At 54.9% G+C, this 21001-nt stretch carries 20 protein-coding genes and 1 riboswitch; of the genes, 14 read left to right on the top strand and 6 right to left on the bottom strand.

Translation table 11 applies throughout. The features are described 5' to 3' along the window. The 9 genes from FDW87_RS13415 to acpT are packed head-to-tail and all read left to right on the top strand — an operon-like array spanning position 1 to position 8173. A complete protein-coding gene (locus FDW87_RS13415) occupies positions 1-423 on the top strand; it encodes a thioesterase family protein (protein ID WP_003827529.1) in 423 nt (140 codons plus the stop codon). Next, positions 420-1025 carry an outer membrane lipoprotein carrier protein LolA gene (locus tag FDW87_RS13410; protein ID WP_019078114.1) on the top strand — a complete coding sequence of 202 codons (606 nt, stop codon included), beginning with the start codon at positions 420-422 and terminating at the stop codon, positions 1023-1025. Before FDW87_RS13415 ends, FDW87_RS13410 begins: the two co-directional genes overlap by 4 nt. Further along, positions 994-3312 carry an MMPL family transporter gene (locus FDW87_RS13405; RefSeq protein ID WP_137379834.1) on the top strand — a complete coding sequence of 773 codons (2319 nt, stop codon included), beginning with the start codon at positions 994-996 and terminating at the stop codon, positions 3310-3312. The genes FDW87_RS13410 and FDW87_RS13405 overlap by 32 nt, the downstream gene beginning before the upstream one ends. Beyond that, positions 3309-3983, top strand: a complete 675-nt coding sequence (locus FDW87_RS13400) for a DUF3261 domain-containing protein (RefSeq protein ID WP_252363163.1) — start codon at positions 3309-3311, stop codon at positions 3981-3983. Before FDW87_RS13405 ends, FDW87_RS13400 begins: the two co-directional genes overlap by 4 nt. Before the next feature lies 1 nt (position 3984). Continuing rightward, the gene (locus FDW87_RS13395) at positions 3985-5154 is read left to right on the top strand and encodes a beta-ketoacyl-[acyl-carrier-protein] synthase family protein (protein ID WP_019078112.1); all 1170 of its coding nucleotides are present in this window, start codon (positions 3985-3987) and stop codon (positions 5152-5154) included. Then, positions 5151-5627: a hypothetical protein gene (locus tag FDW87_RS13390; RefSeq protein WP_016157678.1), complete on the top strand. Its 477-nt coding sequence runs from the start codon at positions 5151-5153 to the stop codon at positions 5625-5627. The genes FDW87_RS13395 and FDW87_RS13390 overlap by 4 nt, the downstream gene beginning before the upstream one ends. Further along, positions 5624-6355, top strand: coding sequence for a 3-ketoacyl-ACP reductase FabG2 (locus FDW87_RS13385; RefSeq protein WP_103283355.1), 732 nt, complete (start codon positions 5624-5626; stop codon positions 6353-6355). Before FDW87_RS13390 ends, FDW87_RS13385 begins: the two co-directional genes overlap by 4 nt. Next, positions 6352-7581: a beta-ketoacyl-ACP synthase gene (locus FDW87_RS13380; RefSeq protein ID WP_047415909.1), complete on the top strand. Its 1230-nt coding sequence runs from the start codon at positions 6352-6354 to the stop codon at positions 7579-7581. The genes FDW87_RS13385 and FDW87_RS13380 overlap by 4 nt, the downstream gene beginning before the upstream one ends. A 1-nt stretch (position 7582) precedes the next feature. Beyond that, the gene (gene acpT / locus FDW87_RS13375; protein ID WP_137379833.1) at positions 7583-8173 is read left to right on the top strand and encodes a 4'-phosphopantetheinyl transferase AcpT; all 591 of its coding nucleotides are present in this window, start codon (positions 7583-7585) and stop codon (positions 8171-8173) included. Here acpT and FDW87_RS13370 read toward each other — a convergent pair. Beyond that, positions 8165-8671: a phenolic acid decarboxylase gene (locus tag FDW87_RS13370; RefSeq protein ID WP_019078109.1), complete on the bottom strand. Its 507-nt coding sequence runs from the start codon at positions 8669-8671 to the stop codon at positions 8165-8167. The two genes, acpT and FDW87_RS13370, sit on opposite strands and share 9 nt — an antisense overlap. A gap of 99 nt (positions 8672-8770) precedes the next feature. On the opposite strand from FDW87_RS13370, the gene FDW87_RS13365 reads away from it, so the two are divergent. After that, a complete protein-coding gene (locus FDW87_RS13365) occupies positions 8771-9631 on the top strand; it encodes a LysR family transcriptional regulator (RefSeq protein ID WP_047415905.1) in 861 nt (286 codons plus the stop codon). A gap of 91 nt (positions 9632-9722) precedes the next feature. Continuing rightward, positions 9723-10124 carry a nickel-responsive transcriptional regulator NikR gene (gene nikR, locus FDW87_RS13355; RefSeq protein WP_005121550.1) on the top strand — a complete coding sequence of 134 codons (402 nt, stop codon included), beginning with the start codon at positions 9723-9725 and terminating at the stop codon, positions 10122-10124. Positions 10125-10203: 79 nt separating this feature from the next. On the opposite strand, the gene FDW87_RS13350 is transcribed toward nikR, so the two are convergent. The 3 genes from FDW87_RS13350 to FDW87_RS13340 are packed head-to-tail and all read right to left on the bottom strand — an operon-like array spanning position 10204 to position 15139. After that, on the bottom strand, positions 10204-11328 hold the full coding sequence (locus FDW87_RS13350) for an ABC transporter permease (protein WP_016157684.1): 1125 nt from the start codon (positions 11326-11328) through the stop codon (positions 10204-10206). Next, the gene (rbbA, locus tag FDW87_RS13345) at positions 11328-14075 is read right to left on the bottom strand and encodes a ribosome-associated ATPase/putative transporter RbbA (protein ID WP_046274496.1); all 2748 of its coding nucleotides are present in this window, start codon (positions 14073-14075) and stop codon (positions 11328-11330) included. Before rbbA ends, FDW87_RS13350 begins: the two co-directional genes overlap by 1 nt. Continuing rightward, on the bottom strand, positions 14072-15139 hold the full coding sequence (locus tag FDW87_RS13340) for an HlyD family secretion protein (RefSeq protein WP_046274495.1): 1068 nt from the start codon (positions 15137-15139) through the stop codon (positions 14072-14074). The genes rbbA and FDW87_RS13340 overlap by 4 nt, the downstream gene beginning before the upstream one ends. A 411-nt stretch (positions 15140-15550) precedes the next feature. After that, positions 15551-15734, top strand: a riboswitch (M-box (ykoK) riboswitch). A gap of 55 nt (positions 15735-15789) precedes the next feature. Here FDW87_RS13340 and FDW87_RS13335 point away from each other — a divergent pair. Continuing rightward, on the top strand, positions 15790-16803 hold the full coding sequence (locus tag FDW87_RS13335) for a magnesium transporter (RefSeq protein WP_016154873.1): 1014 nt from the start codon (positions 15790-15792) through the stop codon (positions 16801-16803). 38 nt (positions 16804-16841) lie between these two features. On the opposite strand, the gene FDW87_RS13330 is transcribed toward FDW87_RS13335, so the two are convergent. Beyond that, on the bottom strand, positions 16842-18035 hold the full coding sequence (locus tag FDW87_RS13330) for an NAD(P)/FAD-dependent oxidoreductase (protein WP_137379832.1): 1194 nt from the start codon (positions 18033-18035) through the stop codon (positions 16842-16844). Between the two features lie 229 nt (positions 18036-18264). Here FDW87_RS13330 and pitA point away from each other — a divergent pair, with 229 nt between their 5' ends. Further along, positions 18265-19764, top strand: a complete 1500-nt coding sequence (pitA, locus tag FDW87_RS13325) for an inorganic phosphate transporter PitA (RefSeq protein WP_016154875.1) — start codon at positions 18265-18267, stop codon at positions 19762-19764. 64 nt (positions 19765-19828) lie between these two features. Here the strand turns inward: pitA and uspB are convergent, their stop codons facing one another. After that, positions 19829-20164, bottom strand: coding sequence for a universal stress protein UspB (gene uspB, locus FDW87_RS13320; protein WP_003023371.1), 336 nt, complete (start codon positions 20162-20164; stop codon positions 19829-19831). Positions 20165-20557: 393 nt separating this feature from the next. Between uspB and uspA the strand changes: the two genes are divergently transcribed. Continuing rightward, on the top strand, positions 20558-20995 hold the full coding sequence (gene uspA / locus FDW87_RS13315; RefSeq protein WP_003023368.1) for a universal stress protein UspA: 438 nt from the start codon (positions 20558-20560) through the stop codon (positions 20993-20995). The last annotated feature ends 6 nt before the right edge of the window (positions 20996-21001 follow it).

Below are 21001 nucleotides of genomic sequence, written 5' to 3'. Positions count from 1 at the left end.
GTGCTTAACGATCCCCGTTTTACGGCTGAAGTCGAGCTAACTATTCCGTTTCACGACGTCGATATGATGGGCGTAGCGTGGCATGGTAACTACTTCCGTTACTTCGAGATTGCCCGTGAGGCACTGCTGAACCAATTCGATTATGGCTATCGGCAGATGAAAGAATCTGGCTATCTGTGGCCCGTGGTCGACACTCGGGTGAAGTATCGCAATGCGCTGACTTTCGAGCAGCGTATCCGTGTACGCGCCCAAATTAAAGAGTACGAAAATCGCCTGCGAATCGGCTACGAAATTTTTGATGCCGAAACAGGTAAACGTGCTACAACAGGCTACACCATCCAGGTCGCCGTCGACGAAAAAAGCCGTGAACTGTGCTTTGTCAGCCCGGATATTCTGTTTGAACGGATGGGAGTGACACCATGAAATTATGGCCATTGCTCGTGCTGCTCGTCAGCCCTTTCGTCAGTGCCCTGACGCTCGACTCCCTACAACAGCGTTTTACCGAACAACCGGTGGTTCGCGCCCACTTCGATCAAACCCGGACGATAAAGGATCTACCACAACCGCTGCGATCTCAGGGCAAGATGTTGATCGCCCGCGACAAGGGGTTGCTGTGGGATCAAACGTCCCCGTTCCCGATGCAGCTGCTGCTGGATGACAAACGGATGGTTCAGGCAATTAACGGTCAACCACCGCAGACCGTTACCGCTGAGAATAACCCGCAAATGTTCCAGTTTAATCATCTGCTGCGGGCGTTATTCCAGGCGGATCGTAAAGTGCTGGAACAAAACTTCCGCGTGGAGTTCGCAGACTTAGGAGAAGGTCGCTGGACGCTACGCCTGACGCCAATCACCACACCGCTGGATAAGATTTTTGCGACGATTGATTTAGCAGGAAAGACCTACCTGGAGAGCATTCAGCTCAATGATAAACAGGGCGATCGCACCGATATCGCGCTTTCCCAACACCAACTAACGCCAGCGCAACTGACCGATGACGAACGCCAACGCTTTGCCGCCCAGTAAACGTCCCGCGCTGTTATGGGGAGTCATCTGCCTGCTTCTGCTGGGCATCTTTCTGACGCTGCTACCTCAGGCCCGCCTTAACAGCAGCGTGCTGGCCATGTTGCCAAAGCAGACGCTGGGCGCTATACCTCCGGGTCTGAACGAGGGATTTATGCAGCGCCTTGACCGTCAGGTGGTCTGGCTGGTAAGTCCCGGTAAGCAACCGGACCCAGCGATAGCCCGGGACTGGCTGGCTTTACTGCAAAAATCGCACGCGCTAGCCCAGGTAAAAGGTCCAATGGATGCCGACAGCCAGCAGGCCTGGGGGGCATTCTTCTGGCAACATCGTAACGGCCTGATAGATAACGAGACCCGCGCCCGGCTGCAAAACGGCGGCGAAGCGCAGGGCCAGTGGATCCTGTCCCAACTTTACTCCGCATTCTCCGGCGTCAGTGGCAAAGAGCTACAAAACGATCCCTTCATGCTGATGCGTGGCTCGCAGCTGGCCATGGCCAAAACTGGGCAGCGTCTGCGCCTGATGGACGGCTGGCTGGTCACCCAGGATGAGCAAGGCAACTATTGGTATCTGTTACATGGCGAACTGACCGGTTCATCGTTTGATATGCAACAGACGCACCAATTGGTCACCACGCTGAATACGCTGGAAGGTGAGCTCAAAGCCCACTATCCACAGGCTCAACTGCTGTCTCGCGGGACGCTGTTCTATAGCGATTACGCCAGCCAGCAGGCGAAAAAAGATATCTCTACTCTCGGCATAGCCACTGTGCTCGGGGTGATCCTGCTCATCGTGGCTGTATTTCGTTCGCTGCGTCCGCTGCTGCTGTGCCTGATTTCGATTGGCATTGGTGCGCTGGCGGGGACCGTCGTCACGCTGCTGATTTTTGGCGAGCTCCATCTGATGACGCTGGTGATGAGCATGAGCATCATCGGTATTTCCGCCGACTATACGCTCTACTATTTGACCGAACGGATGGTGCACGGTGCGGAAACATCGCCATGGCAAAGCCTTGCCAAAGTGCGCAATGCCCTGCTCCTGGCGCTACTCACCACCGTAGCGGCTTATCTGATTATGATGCTGGCCCCCTTCCCCGGTATTCGCCAGATGGCGGTATTCGCGGCGGTAGGTCTGAGCGCCTCCTGCCTGACGGTCATTTTCTGGCACCCGTGGTTGTGTCGTCGGTTGCCGGTACGCCCGGTGCCGGCAATGGTACTCATGCTACGCTGGCTTGCTGCATGGCGACGCAATAAAAAACTCTCCGTTGGCCTGCCGGTGGCACTGGCGTTGTTCTCGCTGGCAGGAATAGCGACGCTGCGCGTAGATGATGATATCTCCCAGTTACAGGCGTTGCCGCAGGAAATTCTCGCTCAGGAAAAAGCGATTACCGCCCTGACCGGGCAAAGCGTCGACCAGAAGTGGTTTGTGGTGTACGGCAAATCCGCTCAGCAAACGCTGGAGCGGCTGGAAACCTTTACCCCCGCGCTGGAACAGGCAAAAAAAGACGGATTACTCAGCGGATATCGCACTATTCCGCTCAATTCACTCGCCCGGCAACACCAGGATCTCTCTCTGCTAAAAGATGCTTCGCCCGCCATCACGAAAGCCCTAAACAACGCCGGGCTGGCAACGGTGAACCCCGATCTTAGCGCCATGCCTGTATCCGTCGAAGCCTGGCTTGCCAGCCCAGCCAGTGAAGGCTGGCGCTTGCTATGGCTGTCTCTGGCTGATGGCGAAAGCAGCGTATTGGTTCCCGTTGAAGGGGTGAAACAAAGTGATGCTTTAAATACGCTCAGCGTGAAATATTCCGGCGTGGCGTGGGTGGATCGCAAGAGCAGCTTTGACAATCTGTTTGCCCTTTATCGCCATATTCTGACCGGCCTGCTGTGCATTGCGCTGGCGGTGATTGCCTGTGGCGCCATCATTCGGCTTGGCTGGCGTAAGGGCTTAATTAGCCTGGTGCCCTCAGTGCTGTCTTTAGGTTGTGGTCTGGCAGTACTGGCCCTGAGCGGTCATGCGCTCAACTTGTTCTCGCTGCTGGCACTGGTGCTGGTACTGGGAATTGGCATTAACTACACGCTGTTTTTCAGTAATCCACGCGGTACGCCACTGACGTCGCTGCTGGCTATCACGCTGGCGATGATGACCACGCTCCTGACGCTCGGCATGCTGGTCTTTAGTGCCACTCAGGCAATCAGCAGTTTTGGCATTGTGCTAGTAAGCGGTATTTTCACCGCATTTTTGCTGTCACCGCTGGCGATGCCAACGAAAAGAGAGAAGAAAAAACGATGAGTAAACCGATATTTCGTTGGTTGAGTGGGCTTTTGCAGAATGGCGGCATTGCCTTATCCGATCTACGTCAGCACACCATTTGTAGACCGGATAAGCGCAGCGCCATCCGACGGGGCCTGCTCGTCGCCACGTTGCTGCTGGCAGGTTGCAGCCACTCACAGCCGGAACAGAAAGGCCGCCCGCAAGCCTGGTTAGAGCCGGGTATTCGTGTAACGCTACCTGCTCCGGGGATTTCTCCCGCGGTGAATTCGCAACAACTACTAACCGGTAGTTTTAACGGCAAAACTCAGTCACTGTTGGTCATGCTCAATGCTGATGACAAGAAAATCACACTTGCCGGGCTGTCATCAGTCGGCATTCGCCTGTTCCTCGTGACTTACGATGAAAAAGGACTGCACACCGAGCAATCGATCATCGTTCCACAATTGCCGCCAGCCAGCCAGGTGCTGGCTGACGTGATGCTTAGCCATTGGCCGATTAGCACCTGGCAACCGCAATTACCCACAGGCTGGACGCTCGTCGATACGGGTGATAAGCGTGAGCTGCGCAATGCACGCGGCAAAGTGGTCACGGAAATCACGTATCTGAATCGAAGAGGAAAACGCGAACCGATCAGCATTGAGCACTACGTTTTTAAATACCACATCACCATTCAATATCTGGGTGACTGAGATGATCTACATTTCTGCCGTTGGCATGATTAACGCGTTGGGCAATAACACTGATGAAATCGCAGCCAACCTCACTCGTGGCATAGCGCCGGGAATGCGCCCGCGCACGGGCTGGCTGCAAGGACACCCATCCGCCGTGTTAGCAGGCGTTGACGGTGAGCTACCCGCTATTCCTCAGCACTTTAGCGCTCATCGTTCGCGCAACAACCAGCTATTGCTGGCAGCACTGATGCAAATCCAGCCGCAGGTGGACGATGCTATCGCCCGATTTGGTCGCGATCGTATTGCTGTTGTTCTCGGCACCAGCACCTCCGGCCTGGATGAGGGTGACGTTCACGTTGATTTGATGCTCAACGGCAAAGAGAGCACTGACTGGCGCTATCCGCAACAGGAACTGGGCGATCCGTCGCGTTTTCTTAGCCACTGGCTGGCGCTGGATGGCCCGGCCTTTACGCTCTCAACCGCCTGCTCGTCCAGTGCAAGGGCTATTATGAGCGGACGTCGTTTGATCGAATCTGGTCTGGTCGATATCGCCATTGTCGGCGGTGCGGATACGCTAAGCCGAATGCCAATCAACGGATTCCACAGTCTGGAATCACTCTCCCCAACACTGTGTCAGCCGTTTGGCCGCGACCGTTGTGGGATCACCATTGGCGAAGGCGCCGCCTTGATGGTATTAACCCGCGAGCCACAGCCTATCGCGCTCCTTGGCGTCGGCGAATCCAGCGACGCGTACCATATTTCGGCTCCCCATCCACAGGGGGAAGGTGCCATTCGCGCCATCGGCCAGGCGCTTAACGACGCAGGAATGACGCCGGAACATGTGGGCTATATCAATCTGCACGGTACCGCTACACCGCTAAACGATCAGATTGAGTCCAACGTCGTGAGCGCGCTATTTGGCGAAACGGTCCCGTGCAGTTCAACCAAACACCTGACCGGGCACACACTGGGCGCCGCGGGGATCACCGAAGCAGCTATCGGTGTGTTGATTCTGCAACGCGACCTGCCGCTACCACCGCAGGATTTTAGCCAGTCACCACGCGATGAAACATTGCCAGCCTGCGGCATCATTGAACAGCCGCAGTCACTGACTCGCCCGGTTATCTTGTCAAATTCGTTTGCCTTCGGCGGTAATAATGCCAGCATCCTGCTCGGGAGAATCTCATGAGCCACTATTTATCACCGGGCGACTATTTGCCGCATGATGCGCCAATGCTGCTCCTTGAAGAGGTCGTCAGTGTGGCGGACGAAACCGCCATCTGCCACGTGACGGTATCAGCAAACAGCGTACTGGCCCCTTTCCTCGACCCCGATGGCAATCTACCTGGCTGGTTCGCACTGGAACTGATGGCGCAGACCATTGGCGTCTGGTCTGGCTGGCACCGCCAGCAACAAGGTCAGGCGAGTATTACGTTAGGCATGGTACTGGGCGCACGTGACTTAGTCTGTGCCACAGGTGTTCTGCCTGCCGGGAAGAAGCTGAGCATCCATGTCAAATTGCTGATGCAGGATGCACGATTCGGTAGCTTTGAATGTGCCATCCAGGCAGACAACGAGACGTTGGCGACCGGTCGCGTCAACACCTTCCAGCCGACATCAGAAGAAATTAACACGCTATTTCAACAAGGAGCGTCCACATGAGCCGTTCAGTTTTAGTTACGGGTGCCAGCAAAGGTATCGGTCGCGCCATCGCCAGACAACTGGCCGCGGACGGTTTTGTGGTCGGCGTACACTATCATCGCGATGTGCAAGGAGCACAAGAAACGCTGGATGCTATCCTCGCCGCTGGCGGCGCAGGGCGCCTGTTGACATTTGATGTTGCCAATCGCGAGCAGTGCCGTGAAATACTGTTGCAAGATATTGAGGCAAACGGCGCATGGTACGGCATTGTTAGCAACGCAGGGGTCACTCGTGATGCCGCTTTCCCTGCGCTCAGTGATAACGACTGGGATGCGGTGATCCATACCAACCTCGACAGCTTTTACAACGTCATTCATCCGTGCATTATGCCGATGATCAGCGCACGCAAGGGGGGCCGTATCATCACACTGTCTTCGGTTTCGGGCGTGATGGGCAACCGCGGTCAGGTCAATTACAGTGCGGCAAAAGCCGGAATTATTGGTGCCACTAAAGCGCTGGCCATCGAACTGGCAAAACGCAAAATTACCGTAAACTGCATTGCACCGGGACTCATTGATACCGGGATGATCGAGATGGAAGAAGCCGCATTGAAAGAGGCGATGTCGATGATCCCCATGAAACGGATAGGTCAGGCTGAAGAAGTGGCCGGGCTTGCCAGTTATTTAATGTCGGATGTGGCGGGCTATGTAACTCGCCAGGTGATTTCCATCAATGGAGGGATGTTATGACACGTCGTGTCGTGATTACAGGCATGGGCGGCGTCACCGCCTTTGGGGAAAACTGGCAGGCTGTCTCCGCCAGGTTATTGGCATATGAAAATGCGGTACGCAAAATGCCGGAGTGGCAGGTTTATGACGGACTGCACACACTGCTGGGTGCGCCGATCGACGACTTCACTCTACCGGAACACTATACCCGCAAGCGAATTCGCGCCATGGGTCGCGTATCGCTGATGTCCACCCGCGCAACAGAGCTGGCGCTTGAGCAGGCCGGGCTGATTGGCGATCGGGTACTGACTAACGGTGAAACCGGGATCGCTTATGGTTCATCAACCGGTAGTACCGGTCCAGTGAGCGAGTTCGCGACCATGCTGACCGAGAAGCATACTAATAACATCACCGGCACGACCTACGTGCAAATGATGCCGCACACCACTGCCGTTAACACTGGATTATTTTTTGGTCTGCGGGGGCGAGTCATTCCGACATCCAGCGCCTGCACATCCGGTAGCCAGGCAATTGGTTACGCATGGGAAGCCATTCGGCACGGTTATCAAACAGTGATGGTCGCCGGCGGTGCAGAAGAACTGTGTCCTTCCGAAGCCGCCGTGTTTGATACACTGTTCGCTACCAGCCAGCGCAACGACGAGCCGAAAACCACCCCCTCCCCGTTCGATGAAAATCGCGATGGTCTGGTCATCGGAGAAGGCGCAGGCACGCTGGTGCTGGAAGAGCTGGAACACGCTAAAGCGCGCGGAGCAACGATTTATGGTGAAATCGTTAGCTTTGCCACTAACTGCGATGCTGCCCATATCACCCAGCCACAGCGCGAAACAATGCAGATTTGCATGGAAAAATCGCTGAATATGGCCGGTATTAGCGCCCGTGATATCGGATATATTTCAGCGCACGGTACCGCAACCGATCGCGGTGATATTGCAGAAAGTCAGGCAACCGCTGCAATTTATGGTGATAATGTGCCGCTATCCTCGCTTAAAAGCTATTTTGGACATACCCTTGGCGCTTGTGGCGCACTAGAGGCCTGGATGAGTCTGCAAATGATGCGAGAAGGCTGGTTTGCGCCTACGCTAAATTTGAGTCAGCCAGATGCTAATTGTGGAGCGCTGGATTACATTATGGGTAAAGCCCGCAAGATTGATTGCGAATTTTTGCAGAGCAATAACTTTGCGTTTGGCGGCATAAATACTTCTATCATCATTAAACGTTGGCCCTGATATGTACCGGATCGTTCTTGGGAAAGTTTCTGTTTTAAGCGCTGGCGTACTGCCTGCCGCACTGCGTGAGCAGGCCCCGCAAGGCGCTCGTCGTGCGCGCTGGCTGGCAGGTCGCGTGCTGCTTTCCCATACTCTTTCGCCATTACCGGACATCGTCTACAGCGAGCAAGGAAAACCGGCCTTTTCCGCCGACACACCGCTGTGGTTCAATCTCAGCCACAGCGGTGATGATATTGCCCTGCTGCTCAGCGACGAAGGGGAAGTCGGCTGTGATATTGAAGTCGTTCGCCCGCGCGATAACTGGCAGACGCTGGCAAATACGGTGTTCAGTCTCAGGGAACATGCCGAAGTTGAGGCCGAACGCCCGGAGCAACAGCTGGCGGCGTTCTGGCGCATCTGGACGCGTAAAGAAGCTATCGTGAAACAGCGTGGCGGCAGCGCCTGGCAAATTGTCAGTGTCGACAGCACCGCGCTAACCTCCTCACTCTCGGTCAGCCAGTGCCAGCTCGATACCCTGAGCCTGGCGGTGTGTACCCCCACGCCGTTTACCCTGACCGCCGACGCCGTGCAGCGTCTGGAAGCCTTAGCGTAAATTTTCCGGGAAGTTTTCCGGCAATTCATTGGCCGCACAGGCAATAACGCTGTCATTATTCGCCCCACAGTCACGCACGAAGGTGATGGTCGCAAACTCGTCAATCACCTCGGTTGGATATGCCGGACCCGCATCGCGATATGACATCATCAGCGGAATATGGTCATTCTGGAAACAGACCGTTTTTTGCGGATTGTTAATCACCCAGCGTGGGAAAAAGATGGTGCCATGAAAGAGTTTGTCGCCCAGATTTACGATCAGGCTGACGTCGGTCCCGGTCGGTTCGGTCCATGAAATTTTATAAACACTCTCGCCAACCCGCACAATGTACGCCCGCTGATCCTTCACCCAACGATTCCCCACAATGCCGCTGTGAATACGGTAATCCAGAGTGGTGTCGTTTTTCACGTAGATCTCGTAATTCCAGCCATTATCGTAGGTATAGACCAGATGTTTGCCGACAAAGCCGCTCAAATCATGTTTATCAAAAGTGCTCATATTCGTTCTCCTCTTACTTGATGCGAGGATCTTACCGCTTCAAAAATTGGATAAATAACGCTATGTTTACATCATATTCATTCAATTTTTAGATGAGTTATGCACAAGACAACGCTGGAGCAATGGGCCTTACTGGAGAAAGTGGTGGAGCTGGGCAGCTTTGCTAAAGCTGCGGAAGAGACCAACCGTAGCCAGTCTTCGGTGAGCTACAATCTGGCGCTACTGCAGGAGCGGCTTGGCGTGACGCTGCTGACGCCGGAAGGTCGCAGGGCGGTATTAACCCCTGCGGGAGAGCTACTGCTGGGCCAGGTCAAACCGTTACTGAAGGCCTTTTTATGGGTGGAAACCCGGGCAGCAACGTTGCAAAACGGCACGCGAACGCGGCTGGATTTCATGGTAGATAGCATCTTCCCACGCAAACGCCTGTTCGCGATCCTCAAGCAGTTTCAGCAGGCGTGGCCGCAGACGCAGGTGCGTTTGACCGAAGTGCTGGAGAATGCTGATGATCGACTGGCAGCGCATGCCGATGCGGACGTGATGGTCCTGACCCGACGCCAGGATATCACCGGCCGCGGCGAATGGCTGATGAATATTGACTTCGTGGCCGTTGCCCACCGCGATCACCCGCTCTGCATGCTGGATGCGCCGCTGGATGAAGACGCGTTACGCGCGTGGCCGCTGATTCGCATTGCCGATCGCGACAACCCGCAGCAAGCGGTGCGCGATGCCTGGACCTTCTCGACCATTGATGCCGCGATTGAGGCGGTGATGTATCAGGTCGGTTACGGCTGGTTGCCTGAGGAGCGAATTCAGCAGCAGCTTGAGCAGGGGCTATTACGACCGCTGCCGTTAAGCCATGGCGCTCGCCGTGCCACCCCGCTGCATCTGATCGTCAAAGACACGCTCGCGCCGCTGGATGAACAGGTAACAACCCTGCTGCGTTTATTGCGAGAGCATTAACCTTTTCCCCGGATGCCGGACGTGTGTTACAAAATACGCTATTCCCCTTACTCCCTGTGCGCCCACGCGCCACATGAAAGGTTAATTGCAGATGCAACGAGTCACCATTACCCTCGATGACGATTTACTGGAAACGCTCGACAGCCTGAGCCAGCGCCGTGGCTATAACAACCGTTCCGAAGCGATCCGCGATATTCTGCGCGGCGCACTGGCGCAGGAAACTACCCAGGAGCACGGCACTCAGGGATTCGCTGTGCTCTCGTATGTTTATGAGCATGAGAAGCGTGACCTGGCGAGCCGTATTGTTTCCACCCAACATCACCACCACGATTTATCAGTCGCCACGCTGCACGTGCACATCAACCATGACGACTGTCTGGAAATCGCTGTGCTAAAAGGTGACATGGGCGATGTGCAGCATTTTGCCGATGACGTGATTTCCCAGCGCGGCGTGCGCCACGGTCATCTGCAGTGCCTGCCGAAAGAAGAGTAATTGCTTGTTATGTTGCCCGGCCTACATTCATTCCCGTTTGTAGGCCGGATAAGGCACAGCCGCCACCCGGCAATAATATTTACGCCATCGTGCCAATCGTCTTTCTGAAACGCAGCAGCGCTATCACGAAGAACGTACTGCCAATCGCCAGCAGCGTCAGGAACTGCGGCCAGACAATATTAAATCCTGCGCCGCGGTAAAGAATCGCCTGCGCAAGGCTAACAAAATGGGTAGTCGGCATCGTCAGCATAATGTCCTGCACCGCCTGCGGCATGCTTTCACGCGGTGTAGAGCCGCCGGAGAGCATCTGTAACGGCAGCAGTACCAGAATCATCAGCAACCCCAGCTGTGGCATGGAGCGCGCCAGCGTGCCCATAAAAATGCCGATTGACGTGGTGGCGAACAGGCTCAGCGCCACTCCCAGCATAAACAGCGGTATCGAGCCTTCAATCGGTACGCCAAGCACACCTTTTACCATCAGCATCAGCGACAGACCGGAAACCACCAGCACCACCAGCCCCATCGACCAGATTTTTGCCATCATGATTTCAAACGGCGTCACCGGCATCACCAGCAGGTGCTCAATGGTCCCATGTTCACGCTCGCGAATCAGCGCCGACCCGGTAAGCACAATCGCCAGCATGGTGATGTTGTTGATAATCGCCATCACCGCGCCAAAGCGGGCGGGTTCCAGATTAGGGTTAAAGCGCATACGCATTTCCAGCGCCACCGGCAGCTCGCTGTTATCGCGGTAACGCGACACAAAGCTGTTCACCTCGCCACTGATGATATTCTGGATATAGCTGTTGCCGGTAAAGGCCTGGCTCATCCGCGTGGCATCGACGTTAACCTGAATATCCGGCTGCCGCCCGGCCAGTACATCGCGCTGAAAATCAGGCGGAATGTTCACAGCGAAGGTATAGCGCCCGGCATCCAGCCCGGCATCCATCTCATCGGCGGTAATCATCTCCGGCGGTAAAAACCACGGACGATAAAAACTGTTCACAATGCGATTCGACAACTGCGACTGGTCCATATCGGCAATGGCAATCGGCGCCAGGTGCAGCGACCCTGGCAGAACGGTCGCAGAAGAGTAAACCGAGACCGTGAAGGCGAAGACGATCAGCGTCAGCATCGCTTTGTCACCCAGCAGGCTGCGTAACTCTTTGATGCCGAGGTTATAAATATTCCGTAATCGGCGCATCACCCCTCCTGTTTTTTCAGCAGTAATACGCTCAGACCAATGACCACTGGAATGGCTACCGCCAGTGGAATAAACAGCGGCCAGAGATCGGTCAGATCCAGCGCTTTAGAGAACGTCCCGCGCGCGATGGTCAGAAAATGGCTGGTCGGGTAAATTTCGCCAATCCACCGTCCCGGCCCTTCCAGCGAGGCGACCGGGTCGATCATCCCGGAAAACTGCGTCGCCGGGATCAGCGTAATAATCGCCGTACCAAAAATGGCGGCGATCTGACTTTTCATAAACGTGGAAATTAACAATCCCAGCCCGGTGGCAATGGTGACGTACAGCAGCGCGGCCAGCGTCAGGGTCAAAAAACTCCCCTTATGCGGGACGCCGAATACAAACACCGACAGCGCGCACAGCAGCAGGAAGTTCAGCATGCCAAGCACGATGTAAGGCAACTGTTTGCCGAGTAAAAACTCGCTGCGGGTAGTGGGCGTCACGTACAGGTTGATAATCGACCCCAGCTCTTTCTCACGCACCACGCTCAGAGCGCTGAGCATGGAGGGGATCATCATCAACAGCAGCGGGATCACCGCCGGAACAATCGCTGGCAGGCTTTTCACATCCGGGTTGTAACGATAGCGAGTTTCAATGGTCATCAGTCCGTTTTGCCCGCTGGTATTTGGCTGACGCGCCATCACATCCTGCAGCCAGGTCTGGTGCATCGCCTGCACGTAGCCTCTGACCGTTTCCGCACGGCTCGGCATTGCGCCATCGACCCAGACGCCAATCTTCACCGGCGTTCCACGCGCGATATCGCGGCCAAAATTTGGCGGGATCTCTATGGCTACCGCGACTTCGCCCGAGCGCATCCGTTTGTCCAGCTCGTCATAACTGGTAAGCGGTGGCTGCTCGATAAAATAGCGCGATCCCGCCAGATTCAGCGTCCACGCCTGGCTGCTGACTGTCTGATCACGATCGAGCACCGAAAAACGCAGGTTTTCCACATCCATGCTGATGCCGTAGCCCATGATCAGCATCAGGATCACCGTGCCCATCAGCGCCAGCGTTGAACGTACCGGGTCACGTCGCAGCTCCAGCGCCTCGCGGCGGCTGTAGCTGAACAAGCGCCGCAGGCTAAATCCCTGGTGCGGCGGCTGACTGTTTTCATGCACTGCCGGGACATTGGCTGGCGGTAACTGAGCCTCCGGCGCCGGACCAGCCGCTTCCTGTAACCACGAGATAAACGCTTCTTCCAGACTGGCGGCACCACGCTGTTTCACCAGCTCCTGCGGCGTACCGCTGGCCAGGACTTTTCCGGCGTGCATCAGCGACATGCGGTCGCAGCGCTCCGCTTCGTTCATAAAATGGGTGGAGATAAAAATGGTCACTTTATCCTGACGCGACAGATCGACCATCAGTTGCCAGAACATGTCTCTCGCCACCGGATCGACCCCGGAGGTTGGTTCATCGAGAATGAGCATCTCCGGGCGATGGATCACCGCCACCGCCAGCGACAGGCGTTGACGGATCCCCAACGGCAGCGCGCCGGGCAACGCGTCTTCGACATCGGTCAGCGAAAAGCGCTCACTCATCTCTTGTACCCGCCCCGGGATTTCTGCTTCGGGGATATGGAACAACCGCGCGTGTAGCTCGAGGTTTTGCCGTACGGTCAGCTCGCTGTAGAGCGAAAACGCCTGCGACATATAGCCTACCCGGCGACGGGTATCGATATTCTTCGGGTCAACCGCTTGCCCAAACAGCCACGCCTCTCCTTCACTTGCGGGTAGCAGCCCGGTGAGCATTTTCATGGTAGTGGATTTACCGCAGCCGTTGGAGCCGAGAAAACCGAAGATTTCCCCGCGCGGAATACGAAAGTTTACGTGGTCAACGGCCACGAACTTGCCGAAGCGCATGGTCAGATCTTTCGCCTCGATGGCAATCTCTTCCTGCTCAGCGTGATACGGCGGGATCACCACTGGCTTATGCGCCTGGCGCTGGGCTTCGGGTAACAGCGCGATAAACGCCTGCTCCAGCGTGTCGGAGTTGGTTTTTTCGCGTAGCTGCTGCGCGCTCCCGGTGGCCAGCACCTCCCCGGCGTTCATCGCCACCAGCCAGTCAAAGCGCTCGGCTTCTTCCATGTAGGCGGTCGCAACCAGCACGCTCATGTTGGTCTGCCGCTGGCGAATGCTGTTAATCAGATCCCAGAACTGGGCGCGGGACAGCGGGTCGACCCCGGTGGTAGGTTCATCGAGAATTAACAGTTCTGGGTCATGGATCAACGCGCAGCACAGCCCCAGCTTTTGCTTCATCCCACCCGAGAGTTTCCCGGCCGGACGATCGCGAAACGGCGCCAGTCCGGTGCTGTTCAGCAGCTCGGTAATCCGCGCTTCGCGCTCCGCTTTGTCATGGCCAAACAGCCGGGCAAAGAAATCGACGTTCTCATACACCGACAGCGTGTGGTACAGGTTTTTCCCCAGCCCCTGCGGCATCCAGGCAATGCGCGGGCAGACATCCCGGCGATGTTTAGGGTCGCGCATATCGCCGCCCAGCACCATCACGTTACCGTGTTCAATGACACGCGCGCCGGAGATGAGCGACAGCAGGCTCGATTTTCCGACGCCATCCGGGCCAATCAGCCCCACCATACAGCGGGCGGGGATATCCAGCGTGATATTGTTCAGCGCTACCGTTTTCCCGTAATGCTGACTCACGCCGTCAAGGTGCGCCACGGGAGGAACGGGAACCAGCGCCAGATGCGTCATTGCGGCAACCTCACCATCAGGTCGTCAGGCCAGGCTCGATTCTCATCGATACGCACCCACGCCATGCCCGGCAGACCGGTTTTCACGTACTCGAGATGCTGCTGCAACAGCTCTGGCGGGATACGCGCTTTAACGCGGAACATCAGCTTCAGCCGCTCATCGCTGGTTTCGACCGTTTTCGGTGTGAACTGCGCGACGCTTGCCACAAAGCTGATGGTCGCCGGAACACGCAGATCCGGTGCGGCATCCAGCACCAGGCGCGCTTCGCCGCCAATCTTCAGTAAGCCAGCCTGTTCGGTAGGCAAGAAGAACGTCATGTAGACATCGCTGAGATCGACCATATTCAGGACGCGCCCACCCGCAGAAAGCACCTCACCCGGCTCAGCAACGCGGTACTGCACGCGACCATCGCGCGGGGCTTTCAGCTCACTGTCATCAATATCAGCCGCAATACGACGTTCGGTGGCCTGCGCGGCTTCTACGCGGGTTTGCGCCTGAATGATGCTGGTGCGAGCGGCTTCAATTGCGGCTTTTGCCGCTGAGACCTGCGCCTTTGCGGATTCCAGCGCCGCACGTGCGCTTTCTGCCGCGGCCCGATCGTCATCCAGTTGTTGCTCAGACACGGCCCCACGCTGGGATAGCGAACGGGAACGCACGTGGCGTTTAGAAACCGACTGCAGCTCCGCCTCGCGCTGTTTTACTACCGACTGCGCGGCGCGCATTTCACTTTGCCGCTGTTCCAGCAGCGCTCGCGCCGCCGCCACCGCGCTTTCGGCCTCTTTGATTTGCGCGATCGCTTCCAGCCGCTGCTCCTGCAGCACGCGAGTATCCATTTTCGCCAACACCTCGCCCTGACGAACGAACTGCCCTTCCGACACAAGGATTGTGTCAATTCGCCCGGCAATCTTGGTAGCAATATCCACTTCGGTGGCTTCAATTCTGCCGTTGCTGGCTGCGAACCCCTCCGGTATTCCGGCAGGACGGAGCATCCACCATGCTATCGCAGCCACCACGACCAGGGTGCCCGCCCCCCACCACATCACATGACGCTTAAACTTATCCATATTCGACCCGCCGTAATCCCTGTTATCAAACGATGCGTGTCACAAAGCCCACTGAATAGCTATTCAGCGGGAGATTCCATCCGGGATGAGAAGGAATAAGAAACCATGGCCAGAGAGCGGACAGGCGCTAAGGCAACCTGCGCCGCGCAGGAAGTGAATGACGAAAATGCTGTGAAATCGGGTAGTAATGTTGTCATCATCAGCGTTCCTGGCCGGAAATGAAACACGCATACTCATAACTGCTATCTATTGAATACTAACACCTGGATTCAATATGTCTATTCGGTTGTAGTTTCCACTTCAGCCCTATCGCGCTCTGGCACAGGGAATATTTCGTATATCAACGATTGATAAACATTCACAACTATAAACATAATCAATAATTAGACATCGCTATAATAGTGGCTCATTTACCGATCTCGTTATGGCGAGGCTCCTGTACAAATACAAGTTACCGCCCTGCTGGTATCGAGAGAGGCCACTCAGGGAAATACAGGCATCCATCGAATCAAGGTGTTGCCAAGGTAACTTCTGACGATTTCACCATCGGGCAGATACGTTGTTCAGTGCTAAAACCAGGACGTAGGGATCCGCCTGCGCTAACCCTGTCTTGTTCGCCCCTATGAGAGATTTTTATAGGGAATTACACCATGTCATCTATGCCACTCTGCGCCGCCCATCATCCTATGCCGGATTTCAATGGCGATGCTATCGCGCAATATATGCGCACCGATTTTATTACCCTGCCGGATCATCTCAGCGTGAACGGCGCTCGTGAATACTTTGTCTCCCAGCTCACAACGGATGATATTCCAGGCCAGGTCTTTGTTGTAGCTGGAAAAGCGCTGCGCGGGGTGTTATCCATCAAGCGCTTATTGCAGGAAAAAGATACATCGCTGAACATCAACCATCTTACGGACAGTTGTTTGTTTCATGTAAAGCCTGATGATGAACGGGCACAGGTCGTTGCCGAGTTAGCCGAACGCGAACTCGATCTGGTGGCTGTCGTTGAGAAAGGTGAGCTGGTCGGTTGTCTGATGGAAAAAGAGATCGCTCATCTACAGGAAGATGATGTTACCGAAGATGTTCAGCTTCAGGGGGCAACGTTGCCGCTGGAAAAACCCTACCTGGAGATTAGCCCGTGGACATTGTGGAAAAAACGTTCTGTCTGGCTCCTGCTGCTTTTTGTCGCAGAAGCCTATACCAGCAGCGTTCTTCAACATTTTGAAGAGGCGCTGGAATCTGCTATTGCACTGGCCTTTTTTATTCCACTATTAATTGGTACTGGCGGCAACAGCGGTACGCAGATCACCTCAACGCTGGTACGTTCAATGGCGCTGGGAGAAGTACGGCTGCGCGATATGGGTCGGGTGATCCGCAAAGAAGTTTCAACTTCGCTGCTGATCGCCCTGACGCTGGGTCTGGCAGGCTGCTTGCGCGCGTGGATGATGGGTATCGGAGTGGAAATCACGCTAATCGTCAGCCTGACGCTGGTTTGCATTACGTTGTGGAGCGCCGTGGTGTCATCAGTGATCCCCATGGTGCTCAAGCGTATCGGCATTGATCCCGCCGTGGTTTCCGCCCCGTTTATCGCCACGCTTATCGACGGTACCGGGTTGATTATCTACTTTAAAATCGCCCAGTATTTTCTTGGTCTGAACTAATGATAACGCCCGGCAGCCCAGGTTGTCGGGCACCACGGTCAGGCAGGTGTCAAATCCTGCGCGCATGCCCAGGCGCTCGACCACGCCCACTGGAAGTTATAGCCGCCCAGCCAGCCGGTGACGTCCATGACTTCGCCGATAAAGTAGAGTCCCGGCACTTTGCGCGCTTCCATCGTGCGCGATGACAGCTCGTTGGTATCGACGCCGCCCAACGTGACTTCAGCGGTACGATACCCTTCCGTACCGTTCGGCTGCACCCGCCACTCGGTCAGCGTCTCAACCAGCGTTTGCTGATCGCGCACATTAAGCTGCTTCAGCGAGACATCCGGGATTTGCCCTAACTGCTGTAAGCATTCCACCAGACGCTTTGGCAACTGCATTGCCAGGGTGTTCTTTAAGCTTTGATTAGGGTGTGCGCTACGTTGGTCATCGAGGAAGCTCGCGAGGTCAACATCCGGCAACAAATTAATGCTGACAAATTCACCTGGCTGCCAAAAACTGGAAATCTGCAGCACGGCCGGACCAGAAAGCCCGCGGTGCGTAAAGAGCAGGTTTTCACGAAATACGATGCCGTCCTCGGCGGTGATAACGGAAGAAACGGATACGCCAGAGAGCACCTGAAGCTGCTCCAGTAGCGGCTTATGTAAGGTGAAAGGCACCAGCCCTGCGCGCGTAGGCAAAACGTTCAGGCCGAACTGTTCCGCAATTTTATAACCAAACGGCGTCGCGCCCAGACCCGGCATAGAGAGACCACCGGAGGCAATAACCAGCTTTTTCGTGCCGACACTCATCCCATTCAATTCCAGGACAAAATCGTCACCATCTCGCTCAACGCTCAGGATTTCGCTACGTAACCGCATAGTTACGTTACCTTTTTCACACTCATCCACCAGCATATCGACAATTTGCTGGGCGGAATCATCGCAGAAAAGCTGGCCTAGCGTTTTTTCATGCCAGGCAATACCGTGCTTACCCACCAGATCGATAAAATCCCACTGTGTATAACGCGCCAGCGCCGATTTGCAAAAATGCGGGTTTTGGCTCAAATACGCAGCCGGCTCGACATAAAGATTGGTAAAGTTGCAGCGGCCCCCGCCAGACATGAGAATCTTGCGCCCGGGCTTTTTACCATTATCAATCAGCAGTACGCGACTACCTGCCTGTCCTGCCTGCGCGGCACAAAACATACCCGCTGCGCCAGCGCCTATAATAACGGTATCAAACCTTTCCACGTTGCGATCCTCTCTAAAAAGCGGGAGTGAATTGTAAAGATTCCTCAGTGGTCGCACCAGCACCAAACTACCGATAAAGGGTATTTACCTGAAATATATAGGATAATTCTTTAGTGGTGTAAAACAAAGCAGGAGACAAATCAAAAAAACTCTATATTTCACTTTGCCCGCGCCGCCAAAGTCACTGATAATGCGCCGCGTTCATGTCCTCAAAATGGCGTAACGTCCTATGCTACATTTGTTTGCTGGCCTGGATTTACATACCGGGCTTTTACTATTGCTTGCTCTGGCTTTCGTGCTGTTCTACGAAGCAATTAATGGCTTCCATGATACAGCCAATGCTGTCGCAACTGTGATCTATACCCGTGCAATGCGTTCGCAATTGGCGGTGGTCATGGCTGCGGTGTTCAACTTCTTTGGTGTTTTGCTGGGTGGTCTCAGCGTGGCGTATGCCATCGTGCATATGTTACCAACGGATCTGCTGCTTAATATGGGATCGTCACATGGCCTCGCCATGGTGTTCTCCATGTTGCTGGCGGCAATTATCTGGAACCTGGGTACCTGGTACTTTGGTCTGCCTGCATCCAGCTCCCACACGCTGATTGGCGCCATTATCGGTATTGGTTTAACCAATGCGCTGATGAACGGCACCTCGGTGGTGGATGCACTTAACATCCCGAAAGTTATCGGTATTTTTGCCTCGCTTATCATCTCACCTATTGTCGGTCTGGTGGTTGCAGGTGGTCTTATTTTCATTCTGCGTCGCTACTGGAGCGGTACGAAAAAACGTGCCCGTATCCACCTGACGCCGGCTGAACGTGAAAAGAAAGACGGAAAGAAAAAGCCGCCGTTCTGGACGCGTATTGCACTGATCCTCTCCGCTATCGGCGTGGCGTTCTCTCACGGCGCGAACGATGGTCAGAAAGGCATTGGTCTGGTGATGCTAGTGCTGATTGGCGTAGCGCCAGCAGGTTTCGTGGTGAATATGAATGCTTCCGGTTACGAAATTACCCGTACCCGTGATGCAATCAATAACGTCGAAGTCTTCTTCCAGCAGCGCCCTGACCTGCTTAAACAGGCCACAGGCGTAGACCAGCTGATTCCGTCCCCGACGGACGCGGCACCAGCGACACCGACCGAGTTCCATTGTCACCCGGCGAATACCATCAACGCGCTGGAACGTGCGAAAGGTATGCTGGCGAATCTGGAAACCTACGACAAGTTAAGCGTCGAACAGCGTGGTCAGTTGCGCCGTATTATGCTGTGCATCTCTGATACCACCGATAAAGTGGTTAAGCTGCCTGGCGTAAGCGCTGACGATCAGCGTCTGCTGAAGAAACTGAAATCTGACATGCTGAGCACCATTGAGTACGCGCCTATCTGGATCATTATGGCCGTCGCACTGGCGCTGGGTATTGGTACGATGATTGGCTGGCGTCGCGTGGCAACCACTATCGGTGAGAAAATCGGTAAGAAAGGCATGACCTATGCCCAGGGGATGTCGGCGCAGATGACCGCCGCAGTCTCTATCGGTCTTGCCAGCTACACCGGTATGCCCGTTTCCACCACACACGTTCTCTCCTCTTCCGTTGCGGGAACGATGGTTGTTGATGGCGGCGGTTTGCAGCGTAAAACGGTGACCAGCATTCTGATGGCCTGGGTCTTCACCCTGCCAGCAGCAATTCTTCTTTCCGGCGGGCTGTACTGGCTCTCCCTGAAGCTTATCTAAGCGAATGCGCGGTAAAAAAGCGGGTCAGGAAACTGGCCCGCTTTTTTTGTATCTGTCGTTGGAATCAGTGCCAGATAATCAGCGCAACCATGCTGATTAGCACCAGGCCGCATAGCGCGCTGGTGAGAATGAACTGACCGCGAACCCGCTCACAGCGGCGAATAAATTCATCATCATGATGATCGCGGTAACGCTGAGCGTAGATATACCACACCAGACGCATCTGCTTGTTCGGTTGCCCATGCGAGGTAAAAAAGCCCCCTCCATCTACATACTGGTAAAGCAATGGATCGCAACCACGAAGTACTACTAGCAGTGCGCGTAGCGAAGAAAAATAGCGCGCCATATTAACAATGCAAACGACACATAAAGCCCAGAACAATGCAATGGTGCTTATCATACCCCCTCCCCGGCGACCCGCCCACGGAACTCCTTTCCGGGACTACCGCTCCCCGATACCCTGCCAAACCATTCAGTGAAGAGTACTGAAGAAACCGTTCGTATTAGTATCACGCATTCGAACGCCCCTCTAGATAGTGTAGGAGATTAGTTAATTTTTTTGCCAGAAGGTTAATCGCTATCAATGCAATTAACTAAAAAATTTGTTTAACTGCTTGGCAAGCAAGGCGGATTGACGGATTATTCTGGTCGCTATAATGTAAGGATAGTCCTTATATGGTACGTTTTTACGACTGGGCTAGCCCCGCGCACAAGGTTCGCAGGACGCGGATGACGCGGCGGCAGAGAAACGCCAGCAGGCTAGTCATCGACAACTTATGGAAGGAGTAACACTATGGCTTATAAACACATTCTTATCGCGGTTGATCTTTCTCCGGAAAGCAAAGTTCTGGTTGAAAAAGCGGTCTCTATGGCGCGGCCTTACAATGCTAAAGTTTCCCTTATCCACGTTGACGTAAACTATTCCGACCTGTACACCGGCCTTATCGACGTGAATCTGGGCGACATGCAGAAACGCATTTCTGAAGAAACCCACCACGCGTTAACCGAGCTGTCCACCAACGCAGGCTACCCTATCACCGAAACCCTGAGCGGTAGCGGCGACCTGGGTCAGGTTCTGGTTGATGCCATCAAAAAATACGACATGGACCTGGTCGTTTGTGGTCACCACCAGGATTTCTGGAGCAAACTGATGTCCTCCGCGCGCCAACTGATCAACACCGTCCACGTCGACATGTTGATTGTTCCGCTGCGTGACGACGAAGAAGCATAAAATGCT

This window comes from Citrobacter sp. wls826, assembly GCF_005281245.1.
GTDB classification, from domain to species: domain Bacteria; phylum Pseudomonadota; class Gammaproteobacteria; order Enterobacterales; family Enterobacteriaceae; genus Citrobacter; species Citrobacter braakii.
This window is presented reverse-complemented; position numbering and strand designations above follow the sequence as displayed.